Source organism: Winogradskyella pulchriflava, assembly GCF_042434315.1.
GTDB lineage: Bacteria > Bacteroidota > Bacteroidia > Flavobacteriales > Flavobacteriaceae > Winogradskyella > Winogradskyella pulchriflava.
This window is the reverse complement of record NZ_JBHLTQ010000001.1, coordinates 1-18336: the sequence shown is the minus strand read 5'-3', so window position 1 is coordinate 18336 and position 18336 is coordinate 1. Positions and strand designations below refer to the sequence as shown.

Genomic DNA, 18336 nt, shown 5'->3' with positions numbered 1-18336 from the left:
ATCACGTTCTAAGTATTCTGCAAAGGTTAATATTTAGATTGAAAAGTATTAATCGCCTTTTAACTTAACAATTAATCGCATGCTTTTTGCGTTTTTAACCTCTTCATTTAACAACTTCAATTCATTATAGTTTTCTTTCGGAATTATGCTTTTTATAATTATATAATTTGATTGTATTATTAGTTGGTTTTCCTTTCTCTTTTTTAGTTCGAAGAAGTATTCTCCAAAATCATTTTTAAAATCTATATTTCCATTTTCAAGCCCTAAAACCTCTATATTACTAGGGAAGTTTAAGTAGCATGTAAAACGATCAGAGTAACTGTAATCTAGATAATAATTAAGTTCTGAAGTGTTAGAGCTCGTTTCTATTTGATTATGCTGAATCAATTTGTCAATAGATAAACTTATTAAACTATCATTAATAAAGGTGACGACATTATTTAATACACCTTCTCCGCTCATATTATAAGCAAAAGGCTTATTACTATTTAGGTCTACACTTGTTACGGTGTCAATTTGCATTGTGTTATCGTTGCCTTCAAATTCTACTAAAGCATCATAAAAATTACTAGCTTCTTCATTTTTATTCAACATTTCAAAGAAGGCTCTTAATTCTGTAGATAATCCTCCAGATACTTTAAACCTATATTTAAAAGAGGTTTTCTTTTCTTCTACATCTACATCGCTAGATATTATTTGATTGATAAAATTATAATTAGAATCCATTCCTGGTAAACTAATTGCTGCTATAGAAACAGAATCGACAGTGGCAAGTTCTAGATCTCTATCTATAAACTTATCTTTTCTTCTCTTTTTTTCTTTTATAAAAGGTTTAACTAAAACAGCTTCTGTACTGTATAAGGATGTTGGAATTTCATCAATTTGATACTTATACATTTCATTATGAGGGTATAAAAAAGTAATTGATCCATTTTCATTTTCGTATGCAAAAAAGATATGGTCATACTCACCTTTTCTAATATAATTTGTGTCAATATTTCCTGAACGTTTGTTTCTGCCAAATACTGCCCAATATTCAATTTCTAAATCCTCTAAAATTTGCCTATAAAACCTTCTAATGCTAATTTCATCAAACCTTTTTTGTTTTAGAAAGTAACCATTGGATTTTATAAATTCATTTTCTTGAATAGGCTCTATCTTAAAATTATTTAATACCTCTGAATACAACAAGTTTAGTTTATAATACTTTGAGCTATCTTTTGCAACATCAATTACTCTACGCTTCCATCTTTTGTAATAGGACGAATTATCGTAGTCTAATGCCAATGGTTGTGTGAGGAAATTAAACTCTTCATTATAAACATCCTTCCAAGTTCTTACTTCGCTGTCCTTTTTTTCTAAAGAGTAGTACAAATACGGTTTTTCACAAGGAAGACAATTGTGCTCATTCACTTCTATTCCCTTTAAATTGTCCATGGAAAACTGTAAATAGATTTGTGAATCATTAGAGTTAACTCCTGGCTCAGGAAAGCCATTATAAGGTTTATACCTGACAGCTAAATCTGAACCAATTTTTATAGAGTATTGAGAATTTTTACTAGGTAAACTTGAGTGTAAGTTTACATAATCCATTAATTCAGATTCTTTTAAATTCTCATAATATACATAGTTTGTTTCAATCGTGTCACCTGGTTCTACAGCAGGAATAGGGTAACTAATAGGTCCAAATTTTTTATTTTTTGCAGTTCGCTCAAATACTAAACTAGAATCTAGCTCAACTATAGAGCCGTCTGCTTTTAGGGTTCTTATTTTAATCTTAATTAAATGGTTACTCTGATACTCACTTAAGTTTAAAAAGGCATAGTCTTCTACACCTTTATTAGAATTTACTACTAATTTATTATTAATTGAAACATACTTCTTGTAGCGTAACCAATTTTTAGAATATGAAACATCTATATAGGAATGAGTGTAATAGGCATCCGAATTTTTGCAAATCGCTAAAAAGGGATCGGTTATTTTGTCGTTAACAGTAGAGCTGAAGCTATAAAAAAGTATGCCTGCACAAATAGAAGCTAGGCTAATTTTTTTGTTTTTGGAGAACAACGGGTTCATTAATTATTTTTTTAAATGATTTTAAGATTTCATTTGTTTTACCAATGTTTTTCTGGTCTATAAATATATGCTCAAATATAAAATCATAACTGCATTCAATTTCTAAATTTGAGATTGCTTTTATTTTTATGTTAAGTGATATACCGTCTCCTTCGTAAACATGCTCAATAGTATTAAAAACTTCTATAGGCTCGTCCATTCTTATTTTTGCTCTTATTTTTTTGTAAAAAGGATTTCTTAAATAGGTGCCTTCAATTAATGTTTCTCTACTTTCCGTTTCTATAAGCCTAGGTAAAAAATCAATAAACAAATACTTATTAGAGCCGTCATTAAAAGTTTTGCCAGTAATTGAAATATCTCCTTCTAAATGTAGTTTTTTCAATTCATCCTTCAAAATCAAACCAGAGACAGATTGATTTCCGAAAATTTCTTCGTAGTGCGATTTTGCAAAATTTTTAAACTCTTTTTTACCTTCGCTATTAATAATGCGCTTTAAATAATTACTAGATATACCATTGTAATCAATATTAAATATACCATTTATGAGCATGTTATTAGAGTCTAATTTTAAATCCATTTGATAATAAATTTCATTTTGTTGAGGGCTAAATCGCTCTACTTCAAAAAATGAGCCTCCTTTAGAATTTACAATCAAAATAGTACGATCTTGTAAGCTTTGCACAGGTGTTCCTTCTATATGAATTGCATCTGTAGGGTCTAGTAATATCGTCTTGCCATTTATATATGCAATTCCAATAACATGATTAGCCGAACTTAAAGAGGGGAAATCACAATCACTAATGTGGTCAAAAGTAGCGGCTAAAGCAATATCACTCTCAATACCTTTGTATTTTAATGCTTCAGATAAAAAATTTGAAAGGTCTTTGCAATCACCTTGTTTGTTTAAAAAGACCTCATTAGCATGAGAAGGGATAAAAGCACCCATTCCAATTTCTATAGCTACATATTTAAAATTACTTTTTACGTAACTATAAATAATATTTACAATCTCTAATGGGTCTGAAACATTAGCTGTTAGTTCGTCAATTTTCTGTTTTACTGAAGCGTTTAATCCTTTTTTTGGAATTACATTTTTAAAATACCAATCATTCATATATTTGATTGGTTGGTCTTTCAGCGAATTTGGCATTATAAGAGTTCGCATTAACGGAACTTTCATATTCTTGTATATTCCAAAAAACTGAAGTGGATCTGGTTCTACTTTGTTTGGTGATACTTTAATATTCCATTGGTAGCCTGTGCTAGTTTTGGTAGAGTCTATAGCATAAAAGGATAATGAATCCTTATATATGGTATTATAGGCTAAGTCAAATTTTTTCGGAACTTTTATTTGGTATTTTAACGTGTCTATCTCGTCATAAGAAAAGAATTCTAATCTTGAAAAATACATTAACTCTTTGCACGATACCAAATATGTTAACTTTATTTCCTTATCTGCAGGAATTACTACAGATTTAATCTTCTTGCTTGTTATATAATCTAGCTTAACATCTTCTTCATAAATTTTTCTTATGGCTATTTTTTTAAAACGCTTTCCCTTTTTTTCAAAAAGCTGAATGTCAGCTATTTGTTCTAGTTCTGTATCATAGAAAATAGGGTATATACGCTGTGATTCGCTCTTTTTAAATATGATTGAGATTTCATTTACAAAAGAAGAGTCCTCTTTAACTTCAATTTTTTCCGATTTCGATAATAAATGGATGTTTTGGGCAGTTCCTTTTATATTGAAAAAGGCAAAAAATAAAAAAAATAATACTTTAATGAGGTTCTTCATAAGGAGGTGTTAAACGAAGTTACTTAAAATTCTGAAAAAATCAAACTAAGCCTCAGCATTAAAAAACACCTTATAAAAGTGCATTTTTTTCTCATCGTCGTAACCGCGTTCTAGATATTCTGCAGAAGCATCAGGTGCATCTACATCTAGTTTAATCTGTATGTTGGTGTCTAGTTTTATTTCTGTTTTAATCTTTTGTTTTTGCTTTTTTAAGGCAATTTCAGAGACGTCAAACTGATTGCGAATGAGCACTTTGTTTTCAGACTCGTAACTTTTTTTGTAGTCTTCAAAGAGTTGTATTTGGTCCTCTTCATCAAAAACTTCTTCTTTAAAGGTTTCAACATTCACAATTTCATTTTCTTTAAAAAAGTCAACTGTTTTAGCTAAGAAATTGCTTTGCTCTTGGCCACCAAAATTAGGTTGTAAAACTTCTTTAGAAAATTCCCTGCAAAGTTCAATGTAGTTCTTGGTATGTTGGTTGCTATCGTCCGGATATTTAATGTTAAGGAAGCTTTTAATCCAATATTGTGTGTCGTAAGTGTTGTTGTCTACGCTGAATACAATTTTGCCTTCTGTATCGGAAGTATTCAGGATTAAACAGCCTTTATCTACTTTCTTGGCTTGAATGCCCTTTTGCACTAATATATCGTAGTTGTTGCCTTCTAAATAAGTCTGAAAAAATTCTGTTTTATTTTCAATTTTAAAGATACCAATAGCATCTGTAAAATAGTCCTCGTATTGTACGTTTTCAAAATGGCAAATCAATACATCTCCTGTTTTTATTTGTGCAGAATTACTTTGCTCAAAAAGATGTGTAACAATATGTTGTGAGGTTTCTACAAAGTCTGCTTCTTCCTTAAAAAGTTGTTCTGAGTATGTGTTAATTTCGTTGAGACCAACATCGCTATGATGATGAAAACGATAGCTTTCTGCGACACTAACAAAAGGCTTTAAAAGGTAAGGCAGCATTAAGTTGTATGTGGCTTCATCAAAATCTACAGTTGCGTTAGAAAAGGCATTTTTTGTGCCGTTAAATTTGTTGCCGACTTTGTGGATAATACACTGTTTTAAAGCAGCTTTTTGACGTTTTATCATGTTGAATTCTTATCTATTTTTTCGTTTACAATACTACAAAATGAAACCCTTAAAACTAAAGAAACGCCAAAAATAAATTTGGCGTTTCAGACTCAGGGACTTCGAGATTTGGTTATCGTTATATTTTATACAAAGGCTTTTTGGTGCCTCTTGAAACAAATTATGAGTTAAGAGAAAGTGTTAGAAATTCAAGACTTATAAGTTGTTGATTAATAGCTGTCTAAAATTAAGAATAACTATTGATACAAAAAAATGAAATGTACTTTTAATGTAGTTTGTACACCACAATTGTTTTGCTATCGGTTTGCGTAATAAGCTCAAGCCCATTGTCTTTATCCAACTCTTGCAATTCTGCTGCCGAAGTTCCAAAAACAGGAAAGTTAGGAATGGCTTTTGCTTGGCTATCAAATAAGTACACTTTTTTAGATTGTAAATCTGTAGTCGTCACATAAATTTTATCATTGAGATAGTAGATTTTAGGATCTGTGTAGTCACCATAATCTAGATTAATGCTTCTGGATTTTATGTTCAGCTTGTTTTCGGTCATTGATACCAGAGTTTTGCTCGTAGTTTCAATTTTATGTTTGTTGGTGAGGTTTAAATTTTTTGTACTCAACTTTCCTTTAGTGTCAACCTGTACTAATTGCCCTAAATTATTTGTTGTTGTAAACTTGTTTTGATAGAGATATAGCTCATTTTCTGAAAAGGAAATTTTATCCTTAACATTTACTCTTATGCTGCCTTGGCGATTAAGGATTTTTAGATTTTCACCTGCTCCAAAAGCAATGTAATCCTTGCTTCCAATTCTAAAATGCTTAGGTTGGGTTGTAATATTAGAGCCGTTGTTTTGATATTTAAATCCATTTATAGATTTACCCTTGGCATCATACATCAATAACTCTTTCCCTTGCGTAACTAGTAGTCTGTAGTTTTTATTTTTATCATAATCAAAAACCGATAAAGGTTGTGTAATCTTATCATTGAACTTTAATGGAAATTGACCAACATCATTACCATTTCTATCCAGAACATAAAGTCTGTTACTAGTTGCAAATACCAGTTGTAGCCTACCGTTTTTATAGGTGTCTATTTGTTCTATCTTACCTAAAATCATGCCATGTAATTGTTTTTTCCAAAGCACACTGCCTGAGCTAGAGATAAGGTACAGTACATTGTTTACATCTTGCGCAGCAATATCGTAGGCTTTTGTAATATGATTTTTTACGGTTTGTGGTGCGGAAACGAGTTCTGCATCAAAACTTGTGGTAAATGCTTCGGTAATAGAGTTAGAAGGCCCTCTTTTTTTGAATTTTTGAATAACTCCATGAACATGAGCATAATTATCTTCGTATATATACTGAACAGCATTGGCATTATAACCTTTGACGTTTTTTTCTAAGGTGTTGGATAAACCTTCGGAGTTTTTGAATAAGAATAATGATGCTTCATCACTTAAGTTCTCACTAATATGTTTAAACGCATCCGTATTTGCTATGGTATTGTTGTTGAGCGCGTCGGTAAGTATTGACTTTAGTGTGTCTAAGGAGTTTGAAAAAATAATGAAGTTTTCAAAAATTGAAAAGTACTGAGCATTTTCCAGTTCCATAAAAGGCTTTAATCTAGATATAAAAAAATCTGGATTACCATACTCATAAATGTCTATGTCTCTAAAGGTCTCGAGATTTAATTTATTCTCAATAGTCTCTAAAACCATATCTGAATCCAAGGAATGAAGTATAATAGCATCCTTAATTAAAGCTATTTCATTAGTGAATTTTAAAAAGGTTTGGGTGCTATCAATTTCTAACCTATTTAATTGAGCAAGATTTCTGTTGAACACTGAAAAGTCATCAAACGCAATACTTAATAATTCATCTGTAGAGGAAGGGCTAATTTTTACAGTGTTTGTTTTTTGAGGAACGGTATTCTTAAAACAATCAATTTTAATTTCGGTAGAATCACTAGAAGTAATAATGCCATTATAACTTAGGTTGTTGTCAGAGTAATTTAAGTCTAGCACAGAATAGTTACGACTTGAACTTTCATCACGTTTGTAAAATAATAATTTTGAAAAGCTAGGCGAGTTGGATTTAAAGACAACAGATGCTACGGATTTGGGTTCTGTAGTTTCAAGTAAATTAGTGAAACCAGTATTCTTATGTTTGGTGTTTAAAGATTTTATAAGATCTATATTGTTAGATGCAGCAAATACATTACCCAAAATTTTGTGGTAGAAAACGGATGAGTCTATTTGAGTTTTTTGAATTTTAAATTCAGTTATGGTTTCGGAGATGTGGTTTTGAATAGAGTCTATTATAAACAAAGTAGAATCATTCTCTGTTAAAATGAGATAATCTGATTTACTTTCGTCAAAAAGCCCAATAAAAAGTTGCTTTGTTGTATTGAGATTTTCTAAAACAGCAGAGGTTGTTTTTAACTCCTTATTATAGACACCAGATAAAATGTCATGGTTTTCAATACTCTTTATAAAATCATTGAGCTCATTTACTACAATTATTGTATTCGTTTCTGATGGTAAGAATTTATAAGATAATTCAGTCTTGTTGTAGTCTTTTTGGCAAGACATAATGATAGAGAACAAAACCAATAAAAAAACAAGTCGCTTCATTGTAATAGTTAAATCACTGCAAATATAAAAAGTTATAAGTCCAAACGGTATTGCTCGGGCAATAATCTAAATGATTTTCTATGGTATTTAGTTACACCATATTTTTCAATTGCCGCTCTGTGTTCTTTTGTTGGGTATCCTTTGTTTTTTTTCCAGTTGTACATTGGGAATTCTTCATGTATTTTTTCCATGTAAGCATCTCTATATGTTTTTGCTAAGATGGAAGCAGCGGCAATGTTTAGGTACTTGCTGTCTCCTTTAACTATGGTTTTGTATGGAACAGATTTGTAAGGTTTAAATCTGTTGCCATCTACAATTATATAATTAGGAATAACATTTAGTTGAGAAATTGACCCATGCATTGCTTTTATCGATGCATTTAAGATATTAATACTGTCTATTTCGTTTTCAAAAACATGATGTACAGCAAAAGAAATAGCTTCAGATTCAATTAAAGGTTTTAATAAAACCCTTTTTTTTTCTGAAAGTTGTTTGGAGTCATTTAATATGGAGTTTTGAAATGTTGATGGCAGAATAACTGCCGATGCAGTCACAGGACCTGCTAGACAACCTCTGCCAGCCTCGTCTGTGCCACACTCCAAGTCAAAAGAAGATAACTGAATTTTTAAAGCCAAAATGTTAAAGTTTCAACAAAGTTAAAATTTTAACGCAACCCTTTTACAGTTTTTGTATCTAGTTAATGAGTTATATGTTTAAAACATTAAAAAAATGATTTAAGTGATATGTTGACAGATTAGCAAAAGCATTAACATTTTTTTGGCAAAAACACTTGCTTATTTAATATTTAATTAAGATGTTTGCAACTAGACTAACTCAAATAATTGTTTTATGAAATTAAAGTTAACATGGTTATTAACGCTTTTTATGGCGTTCGTGATGCAATTTTCTTTTGCACAAGAGAAAACTGTCACAGGTACAGTTACAACAGCAGACGATGGTTTACCCCTTCCAGGTGCTAGTGTAATTGTAAAAGGGACCTCTAGAGGTCAACAAACAGATTTTGATGGAAAATATTCTATCCAAGTCAGTCAAGGAGAGATTTTAGTAATCTCTTATGTAGGTATGAAGAATTCAGAGGTGCTAATTGGCTCTGGTAATACTTATGATGTAGCGTTAGAATTTGATAATGCTTTAGACGAAGTAATAGTTGTTGGTTATGGTACTACAACTAAAGAAGCTTATACTGGTACAGCTACAAAAATTGACACAGAGAATGTTGAGGCTAAAGCGGTTTCCAATGTATCTCAAGCTCTTAGAGGTGAGGTAGCTGGTGTAAATGTTATCACAACTTCTGGTGCTCCAGGTTCTGATGCAGCTGTGCGTATTCGTGGATTTGGTTCTGTTAATGGTAACCAAAGTCCTTTGTATATTGTAGATGGTGCTCCTTATGCGAGTGATCTTTCTTCTATTAACCCTGCTGATATTGAGAATATGACTGTTCTTAAGGATGCGGCTGCAACTTCTATCTACGGATCTAGAGGTGCAAATGGTGTAATTGTTATTACAACAAAGCAAGGGAAAATAGGTAAAACTGTTGTTTCTGTTGATTTTAAAACAAGTGTAAATACTTTGTTTTTACCACAATACGATATTATCGATACTCCAGAGGATTATATTGAATTGGCATGGCGTTCACTAAAGAATAAAGGATTATTGTTAGGTGAAGCTGATCCTGCAGCTTGGGCAAGTGCTAATTTGTATGGAACAGTAGAAGGTATTAATAATGCTTATAATATCTGGGATGCTGCTGGTTCAGATTTAATTAACCCTACTACAGGTGAGTTTAATTCAGGTATTAGTAGAAAATTCACGCCAACAAGGTGGTCTGATGCTGCTTTTAATACAGGTCTTAGAACTGAAGGTAATGTTCAGGTAAGAGGTGGTAACGAAAAAACACGTTTTTCAGCATCATTTGGGTACTTAGATGAAGAAGGTTATACTATAAAATCAAATTATACACGTTATACTACAAGATTAAATGTAGAGCATAAACCAGTTGATTGGTTGACTATAGGAAGTAATATTGCCTTTACTGGTGGTAGATATACTAACTCTTCAGGGAATGAAGGTGCGGCAGGTAGTTCAGGAAACATTTTTGCTTTAACTAATACTACACCTGCAATTTATGATATTTACCTTAGGGATCCTAATGGGGTTTTAATTGAAGATCCAATTTATGGTGGTTTTCAATATGATTATGGTAATGAGTATGGGCGTAGAGCTTGGAATGCTACAAATGGTATTGCTGATGCTATATATGATCTTGACAGAACTGATGTAACAACAGTGTTAGGAAACTTTAATGTAGGTATTGATATTACAGATTGGTTAAAGTTTGAGACGCGTTATAGCGGTCAGCTTAATACGTATAATGCTAGTTCTGTATCTAATCCATATTATGGAAGTGGATCTTCGAGCCAAGGGTTCTTATTCAAACAAGAGCAAACTAATATAAATCAAAACTTTTTACAGATGTTGCGTTTTTCTAAGCAATATGGTAATCATAGTGTTGATGCTTTTGTAGCACATGAATCTACGGTGAATAGATATGAGACGTTAAGTGCTTCTGCACAAACTGCAATTATTCCTCTTTCATTAAGTTTAGATCAATATACTACACCTTTTGGTCGTGCAAGTAATTCTACTACAAGAAGAAGTTTAGATAGTTACTTTGCGCAATTAAACTATAATTTCAATCAAAAGTATTTTGTAACAGGGTCGGTTAGACGTGATGGTTCTTCTCGATTCATTAAAGATAAATGGGGTACTTTTGGCTCTGTAGGTCTTGGATGGGTTGTGTCTAACGAAGACTTCTTTAATGTAGATTTCCTTGATTATTTAAAGCTTAAAGGAAGTTATGGAGTTATTGGTGATCAAGGTGTTAATACACTTTATGGATACCAGTTCTTTTCTATAAACAATACAGTTGATGGGTCAATATCTTATTCTCCAACTGGTGAAGCACCAAATGACGAGTTAACATGGGAGACATCAAAAATTATGCAAGTAGGTTTTGAAAGTACTTGGTTTAATGAATACTTAAGTTTAGATGTTGATTACTATGTGAAGAATACAACAAACCTTTTCTTTACACAAACTTTATCTCCATCACCTGGTGATACTTTCATCAGATATAACGATGGTAAATTAAGAAACAGTGGTTTGGAATTCAATGCTACAGTACAAGTGTTTAAACCACAAAATGATTTTAGATTATCATTTAATGTTAATGGTGAAATCTTTGACAATGAAATTGTGGAGATGCCAAGAGATTATTTTACAGGAGAGCCTAAGCCTCTTGATATAGCAAACGGACTTTATTCTTACTCTAAAGGACATTCTATATATGATTTTTATATGAGAGAATGGGCTGGAGTAGATCCTGCGACAGGAGCTGGTTTATGGTATTCTTACTTTAACGATGTTGATAATGATGGTATTTTTAATGAAGCAAATGGAGATGTGCGTATTTTAAATATGGTGAATTATCTTGATCAAAATGATGATGTAAATGTAGAGAGAACTACAACTAATGTGTATGCTGATGCAACTCAAAAGTATGTAGGTAAATCTGCTATACCTAAAATTAGAGGTAGTTTCCGTTTAAATACAGGATATAAGAATTTTGATTTATCAGCTCAATTTGGATATAGCGTAGGTGGTTATGTTTATGATAATGGTTATTCAAGATTAATGGAGAATAGAGATTTAATTGGTACTAGTAACTATCACTCAGATATGCAAGATGCTTGGACGCAGCCTGGTGATATAACTAATATCCCAAGACAGTCTGCAGGTTTTAATACTGATACTCAGTTCGCTTCTACTTCTTCACGTTTTTTAACTAAAGCGGATTACTTGTCATTGAATAACGTTAGGTTAGGTTATTCATTGCCAGCTGATGCTGTTGAAGCGTTAGGCTTATCTAGGTTTAATATTTTTGTTACAGGTGATAACTTAATGATGTTAAGCGCAAGAGATGGACTAAATCCAACTACTTTAATTGGGTCGTCAAACTCAGGTATCTATATGCCAACGACAACCTTTAGTGTTGGAGCAAAAATAGAATTTTAAAAAAAAAATGATGATTATGAAAAAAAAGTTAATTTACTCGATTATGTTCTGCTCAGTATTATTTCTGGGCTGTAACGAAGAATTTTTAGAAGGAGAACAGACTAATGTTCTAACTGCATCAGGTATTGCAGAACACTCAGATAACTATCCTCAACTTTTAGACGGTTCGTTGAATGGTATTACCAGTCTTATAATTGAACCATTTGGAATAACAGGTTCACGTCATTTTGATTTTGGACAAAAAATGGTTGATATCTGGACAGATATGATTTGTGGAGATATGGCGCTTTCTGGTAGTGCTTATGGATGGTATAACGATTCAGCAAACCTTATTAGTACAGTAGATTTTACTCAAGAAGAGAATGATATTACTTGGAAGTACTATTATAGAATTGTTAGTGTAGCTAATAATGTTATTAATAGTATTGGTGGTAACAATGCAGAACCTGAAACAGATGAAGGTAAGCGTATTTTAGGACAAGCAAAAATTTATCGTGCATATGCGTATTTTTATCTATTACAATTATATCAAGGAACTTATGATCCTAATCAAGAAGTATTGCCTTTCTATAATATAGATATTTATAGTTTAGCTAAGGTACCAGCTGGTGATATTTATGATCAAGTTGTTAGTGATTTAACACATGCTATTCAATTACTAGATGGTTATACTCGTGAGGCTAAAAATTTAGTAGATAAAACGGTAGCACAAGGATTTTTAGCTTATACTTACGGTGCAATGGGTGATTTTGCAAATGCAAAAATTCAAGCTGATGCTGTTATTGCTAGTGGTTATCCATTAACTACAGCAGGTCAATTAGCTTTCCCTGGTGCTGGATCTGGTTTCAATGATGTAAATACAGCTTCATGGATTTGGGGTTACGATCTTGTAGAAGATTTAGGTCACCAATTAATTGATTGGTGGGGACAAGTAGATTGCTTTACTTATAGTTATGCATGGGCTGGAGACCATAAATCTATAGATGATTTGTTATATTCTCAAATTCCAGCTAACGATGTTAGAAAGAATCAATTTGGTACAGGTACAGCACCTTTACAACCAATTAATAAATTCTTCGATCCGGGAAGAACTATCGGTGGTCAGTATATCATTACTACTGATTTAGTTCATATGAGAGTTGAAGAGTTTTATTTATTAAGTGCTGAATCTGCTGCTAGAACAGGAAATGAGCCTGCAGCAAAAGCTAGAATGATTGAACTTTTAAGCAGTCGTTTAGGTGCCGCTGAAGCAGCAGCTTATATCAACCCACTTTCTGGACAAGCTCTTCTTGATGCAATTTATTTGCAAACTAGAATTGAACTTTGGGGAGAAGGAAAGAGTTATTTTGCTATGAAGCGTAATCAAGCTACGGTAACTAGAGGTACTAACCACGTGTATCGTGCAGGAGAGTCGTTTAGTTATAATTCTGATGAAATGACTTTCCAAATTCCTGATACAGAAATAGAGAACAACCCTAGTATTACAGGGCAAAACAACTAAAATTATTATTTTATGAAAAAATATTATAGAGTTTTTGCAATATTAATTGCGTTAGTCTTATTTAACTGTGAGCATGATGATAGCTCGGATTTAAAAAACTATGTTGGTTTTGAACAAGGTCCAATAGCATTTACAGTAGATCAAGGTGCTACTCAAACATTTGATGTTAAAGTAGCGGCAAGTGAAACATCGAGCTCAGATCGTTCATTTACTGTAGTAGTTGATGATGCGTCTACTTTAGCATCACCATACACTGTACCAAGTACAGTTACTATACCTGGAGGTTCTAATGTTGGAACTCTTACTGTAACAGTAACAGACAACGATGATTTAGGGTTTGTTAACCAAACGTTGGTTTTAGATTTTCTTGATGAAGCTGGTATGGATTTTGGTAATGCTGTTACTTTAAACTTTACAGAAACTTGTTTAGATACTTTAGTAACGTTATTACTTACAACTGATGATTGGCCAGATGAAACAACATGGGAAATCTATGATTTATCAGGTACACCTACTGTAATCTATTCAGGCGGTCCATATAATAACCCAGCTGATGACTTTACAGATTTCACTTATGATTTTTGTTTACCAGCTGGTAACTACGGTGTAGTTGTCTATGACTCTTATGGAGATGGTGGAAGTACTTATTCTGTTACTTCAGGAGGTGCAACTTTAGTTGCTGAAACTACTTTAGCAGGTTTCAATTCATCAGCACAATTTACTGTAAATTAATATATAGTATTTATACTAATAGTAAAAGCCACCTTATTTAATAAGGTGGCTTTTTTTTAACATATAATTATTTAATAAATCATTATATTGCGTCAAAATTTTATTATGAGAAAAAGTTTACAATACTGTATTTTATTAATTGCTTTTTTTGTTTCTTCTAATATTGTTTCTTCACAAGAATTAAGTAGCAATGCTTCAGAAGCTAACAAAGAATTGTTTAATGAACTTAAACAACAAGAAAATGAGAGGTTAGAAAGAGTCAATACCTTTTTATTGAATAACCCAAATATAAAAAAGTCATTATCTGACGGCAATCATATAGAATATATTTATGATGTAATTGATGGTAAGCCCATCTATAGATCAACATATAATCTAAGCGCAGGTAGAGCAACAAAAATAAATCATTTGCAAGTTGGTGGAAGTCTTGGTTTAAATTTAGATGGGTCAGGTGTTACTGTTGGTGTTTGGGATGGCGGACCAGCTCAAGCTTCTCATCCAGAATTTGCAAATAGTACAGATACGGGTTCTCGAGTAACTATAATAGATAATGCAATTGTAGATGGTGATTCAGGTTCATTTAGTTTTCATGCTACTCATGTATCTGGTACTATTGGTGCCAAAGGGGTTAGTGCATCTGCTTTAGGTATGGCTCCAAATGTTAATATTAAAAGTTACAATTGGTCAAATGACGAAACAGAAATGATTTCAGCTGTTAATGCTGCAACTGATCCTATAATTATTTCTAATCATTCATATGGTGTACCAATAGTTAATAATAATGGTGATTACTTAGATGCATGGTGGATGGGAGCATATACTCAAGATGCAAGAGATATTGATAACATAGCTAGAAATAACCCAAAGTATTTAATAGTAGCTTCCGCAGGTAATTCGGGAACAACTTCTTATTCTGGAGGCTTATATGCTGGATATGATAAATTAACTACTGATAAAAACGCGAAAAATAGTTTAGTCATAGCAAATGCAAATCCAACTGTATCAGAACAACCCATTTTTAGCGGAAACTATGAAATTACTAATTTAGTAATTAACTCTGGGAGTAGTCAAGGACCTACGGATGATTTAAGAATAAAACCAGATTTGGCAGCAGATGGAACAAATTTAACGTCTTCCATTCCAACAGATGCTTATGCTACATATTCTGGCACATCAATGTCTGCACCAAATACATCAGGTTCCCTAGTACTTTTGCAGCAATATTATCATCAGCTTCATGGTGTATATATGAATTCATCTACGTTAAAAGGTTTAGTATGCCATACTGCTATTGATGATATTAATGTAGTAGGCCCAGATCCAAAATTTGGTTGGGGCTTTTTAAATGCCAAAGCCTCTGCTGAGACTATTCTTGAAGATCAAAACAGTCAGTCTGTAATTGATGAATTAACTTTAGACGAAGGCGGAACATATACATTTACTTTTTCAGCTCAAGCAGGTGAAAAATTAAAAGCAACCATATGTTGGACAGATATGCCTGGTAATATTGCAACTAATGGTGTAGCTAATGATCAAACACCTAGACTTGTAAATGATTTAGATTTAAGACTTGAAAAGGACGGAACAACATTTTTTCCTTGGAAGCTTGACTATTCTGCTTCAACTGGTTTTTCAAATTCTAAAGCAGATAATTCAGTGGATAACATTGAGGTAATTGAAATTGATGCACCAACAGCTGGTTCATATACATTAACTGTTACCCATAAAGGAACTTTACAAGGAAATGTAGGTGGTCCTTTTGACCCTCAAAGTCAAGATTTTTCATTAATTATTACAGGTAGTAACCTTACATTGGGAGTGGATGATAATAACTTGTTAGAAAACTTATCTGTTTATCCTAACCCTTCAAATGGTGAATTTACTATTAGTTTCCAATCTAACTTAAATAGTGTTGATAATAATGTTAAAGTTGAAGTTTATGACCTAAGAGGCAGAAAGGTTTATAATAATAGCTTTATAAACTCATCTTCAGTTTTTAAGGAGACAATATCTCTTAACGGTATTAAATCTGGTGTTTATTTGGTTAATATTTCAGAAGGAAATAAATCAACATCACATAAGCTTATTATTGAATAAGATTAAGATAATAACAAAAAAAAGACCAACAATACTATTTGTTGGTCTTTTTTATGTTAAGTAATTTGTAAATGTTATCAAAAAAAACAATAATTTATAGTTTACTTTGTTTGAAGTTTATATCTAATCAAATGCACATTAAATATTTTATAACCTTATGTTTCTTTTTAATTATATCAGAGATTTCTTCTCAGGTAAAGCTTAATAATGCAAATGTCCGAAATACAGGCAAAACTTTTGATGGAGATTCTTCTTTTACCAAACGTTCTAATGGTTATGATAAATTAGCTTCAATAGATATGTATTTGCAGTTTAATAATGAAAAAGATACAATATCTGTAGATACCACACTATCTATAAAAAAAGAATATAAGTTTAATTATCTTCAAAAAGATAATTTTGGTTTAATGCCATTTGCTAACATAGGGCAGACATACAATTCACTTAGTTTTGATGTTATAAAAAATGAAACAAACCCACTTTTTGGTGCAAGAGCTAGACATTTTAATTATATAGAGAGTGATGATATAAAATATTATGAAGTACCTACTCCATGGACACGGTTAACCTATAAAACAGCATTTGAACAAGGTCAAATGCTCGATGCATTTTTTGCAATAAACTTATCCAAACAAATTAATTTCTCAATAGCATATAAGGGGTTAAGATCTCTCGGAAACTATCAAAACGCTTTAACAAGCTCAGGTAATTTTCGCTTTACATCCAATTATAAGACTAAAAACGAGAGGTACAAAGCAAAAGGGCATATTGTAATGCAGGATTTGTTAAATCAAGAAAATGGAGGGATTTTGGATGAGGATATTGAGAATTTTGTATCTGGAGAGGAAGATTTTATTGATAGATCAGTTTTTGATATGAGTTTTGAAAATGGTGAAAGTATACTTATTGGTAAGCGTTTCTTTTTTAATCATTCTTATGATTTAATTAAGAAAAAGGATTCACTAAACAAGAACAGGCTTGCTATAATTAATGAAATTTCTTTTGAAGACAAGTATTATCAATATTGGCAAAGTTCACCCTCTAATAGTTATTTTGGGGATTCTTTTACAAATGATATAAATGATAAGGTTACACTAGAAGATTTTAAATCTAGTCTAGGGATAGAGTATTATAATAATATTTTAGGTAATTTAAAGTTTGAGTTAAGCTATACAGATATCAATTATGGTTATAACAGTTTGGTAATATTTCCTGATGAAACAGTACCAAACCGAATTAAGTCTAATTTCATAAGTGCTGACGCAGCATATTCTAAAACAATAAATTCTATTACCTTAAATTCTAAAGCTGGATTAAATTTATCTGATGAGTTTGTCGGTAGCTTTATTGATACTGATTTAAGCTTAAGACTAAACAAAGACATTCAATTAAGTGGTGGTCTCATAATTAACTCCAGACTCCCAAATTATAACTTCCTATTATACCAAAGTGACTATATTAATTATAACTGGTATAATTTTGAGGATTTTAGAAATATTAATATTCAGCAATTAAAATTTAAAATAAATTCAGATAAATATATTAATGCAACTATAGATATATCAAACATAGAAAACTATACGTACTTTAATTTAGATGAAAGAAATGCTGAAAACATCAAAATAATTAAACCAGAGCAGTATAATAATTCATTACAATATTTAAGACTCAAAGTACAAAAGGAGTTTCGTTTAGGACATTTTGCGCTAGACAATACGATTATGTATCAAAATGTTGTGAGTGACATAGATGTCCTTAATGTGCCAGCTATCATAACAAGAAATACACTTTACTATTCTAATCAAGTTTTTAAAAAGGCAATGAAATTGCAAACAGGCGTAACACTCAATTATTTTACTAAATATAATATGAATGGTTATGATCCTTTACTAGCTGAATTCTATACTCAAAATGAAACTGAATTAGGGGGATTCCCTAGATTAGATTTTTTTATTAATGCAAAGATCAGACAGACTCGTATATTCTTTAAAGCAGAGCACTTCAATTCTTCTTTTACTGGTTATGATTATTTTTCTGCACCTAATCACCCATACAGAGATTTTACCATCCGTTTTGGTTTGGTTTGGGATTTCTTCTTATAAGTAGATGCCTAAATCATTTGTAGTCATAATATATTTTAAATAATTACTCTTTACAATTCTCTGTAAATAAGCTTAGTAGAAAAAAGTAAAAAATAAATATAAAAAAGGTGTTGTGGGATTAAAAAAGGGTTTTATATTTGCACCCCGAAACAAAAACGAAAGTTTGGTTTTCGGTCGTTCATTTTCAAGGAATTTAGAGTTTCAAAAAAAGTAG

10 protein-coding genes are annotated in these 18336 nt (G+C 31.6%); 5 read left to right on the top strand and 5 right to left on the bottom strand.

Annotated elements, in window-relative coordinates; translation table 11 throughout:
• Positions 1-48: 48 nt before the first annotated feature.
• The 5 genes from ACFFGA_RS00050 to rnhB form a co-directional block, all read right to left on the bottom strand.
• Positions 49-2076: a DUF3858 domain-containing protein gene (locus tag ACFFGA_RS00050; RefSeq protein WP_386057849.1), complete on the bottom strand. Its 2028-nt coding sequence runs from the start codon at positions 2074-2076 to the stop codon at positions 49-51.
• Positions 2042-3871, bottom strand: a complete 1830-nt coding sequence (locus tag ACFFGA_RS00045; RefSeq protein ID WP_386057846.1) for a transglutaminase-like domain-containing protein — start codon at positions 3869-3871, stop codon at positions 2042-2044. The genes ACFFGA_RS00050 and ACFFGA_RS00045 overlap by 35 nt, the downstream gene beginning before the upstream one ends.
• A 45-nt stretch (positions 3872-3916) precedes the next feature.
• The gene (locus ACFFGA_RS00040) at positions 3917-4966 is read right to left on the bottom strand and encodes a nucleoid-associated protein (protein ID WP_386057843.1); all 1050 of its coding nucleotides are present in this window, start codon (positions 4964-4966) and stop codon (positions 3917-3919) included.
• Between the two features lie 265 nt (positions 4967-5231).
• Positions 5232-7595, bottom strand: coding sequence for a ribonuclease HII (locus ACFFGA_RS00035; RefSeq protein ID WP_386057840.1), 2364 nt, complete (start codon positions 7593-7595; stop codon positions 5232-5234).
• Positions 7596-7627: 32 nt separating this feature from the next.
• Positions 7628-8230: a ribonuclease HII gene (gene rnhB / locus ACFFGA_RS00030; protein ID WP_386057837.1), complete on the bottom strand. Its 603-nt coding sequence runs from the start codon at positions 8228-8230 to the stop codon at positions 7628-7630.
• 214 nt (positions 8231-8444) lie between these two features.
• On the opposite strand from rnhB, the gene ACFFGA_RS00025 reads away from it, so the two are divergent.
• From ACFFGA_RS00025 to ACFFGA_RS00005, 5 genes are all read left to right on the top strand, one after another.
• Positions 8445-11690: a SusC/RagA family TonB-linked outer membrane protein gene (locus ACFFGA_RS00025; RefSeq protein ID WP_386057834.1), complete on the top strand. Its 3246-nt coding sequence runs from the start codon at positions 8445-8447 to the stop codon at positions 11688-11690.
• Between the two features lie 16 nt (positions 11691-11706).
• The gene (locus ACFFGA_RS00020) at positions 11707-13191 is read left to right on the top strand and encodes a RagB/SusD family nutrient uptake outer membrane protein (protein ID WP_386057831.1); all 1485 of its coding nucleotides are present in this window, start codon (positions 11707-11709) and stop codon (positions 13189-13191) included.
• 12 nt (positions 13192-13203) lie between these two features.
• Complete coding sequence (locus tag ACFFGA_RS00015; protein ID WP_386057829.1) at positions 13204-13923, top strand: hypothetical protein; 720 nt, start codon at positions 13204-13206, stop codon at positions 13921-13923.
• A gap of 105 nt (positions 13924-14028) precedes the next feature.
• A complete protein-coding gene (locus tag ACFFGA_RS00010) occupies positions 14029-16020 on the top strand; it encodes a S8 family serine peptidase (protein ID WP_386057826.1) in 1992 nt (663 codons plus the stop codon).
• Positions 16021-16151: 131 nt separating this feature from the next.
• Positions 16152-18122 carry a putative porin gene (locus tag ACFFGA_RS00005; RefSeq protein ID WP_386057823.1) on the top strand — a complete coding sequence of 657 codons (1971 nt, stop codon included), beginning with the start codon at positions 16152-16154 and terminating at the stop codon, positions 18120-18122.
• The last annotated feature ends 214 nt before the right edge of the window (positions 18123-18336 follow it).

Bases quoted from the DNA above. Each gene is read 5' to 3' on its own strand.
- ACFFGA_RS00050 (WP_386057849.1), bottom strand. From the start codon at position 2,076: ATGAACCCGTTGTTCTCCAAAAACAAAAAAATTAGCCTAGCTTCTATT.
- ACFFGA_RS00045 (WP_386057846.1), bottom strand. From the start codon at position 3,871: ATGAAGAACCTCATTAAAGTATTATTTTTTTTATTTTTTGCCTTTTTC.
- ACFFGA_RS00040 (WP_386057843.1), bottom strand. From the start codon at position 4,966: ATGATAAAACGTCAAAAAGCTGCTTTAAAACAGTGTATTATCCACAAA.
- ACFFGA_RS00035 (WP_386057840.1), bottom strand. From the start codon at position 7,595: ATGAAGCGACTTGTTTTTTTATTGGTTTTGTTCTCTATCATTATGTCT.
- ACFFGA_RS00025 (WP_386057834.1), top strand. From the start codon at position 8,445: ATGAAATTAAAGTTAACATGGTTATTAACGCTTTTTATGGCGTTCGTG.
- ACFFGA_RS00020 (WP_386057831.1), top strand. From the start codon at position 11,707: ATGAAAAAAAAGTTAATTTACTCGATTATGTTCTGCTCAGTATTATTT.
- ACFFGA_RS00015 (WP_386057829.1), top strand. From the start codon at position 13,204: ATGAAAAAATATTATAGAGTTTTTGCAATATTAATTGCGTTAGTCTTA.
- ACFFGA_RS00010 (WP_386057826.1), top strand. From the start codon at position 14,029: ATGAGAAAAAGTTTACAATACTGTATTTTATTAATTGCTTTTTTTGTT.
- ACFFGA_RS00005 (WP_386057823.1), top strand. From the start codon at position 16,152: ATGCACATTAAATATTTTATAACCTTATGTTTCTTTTTAATTATATCA.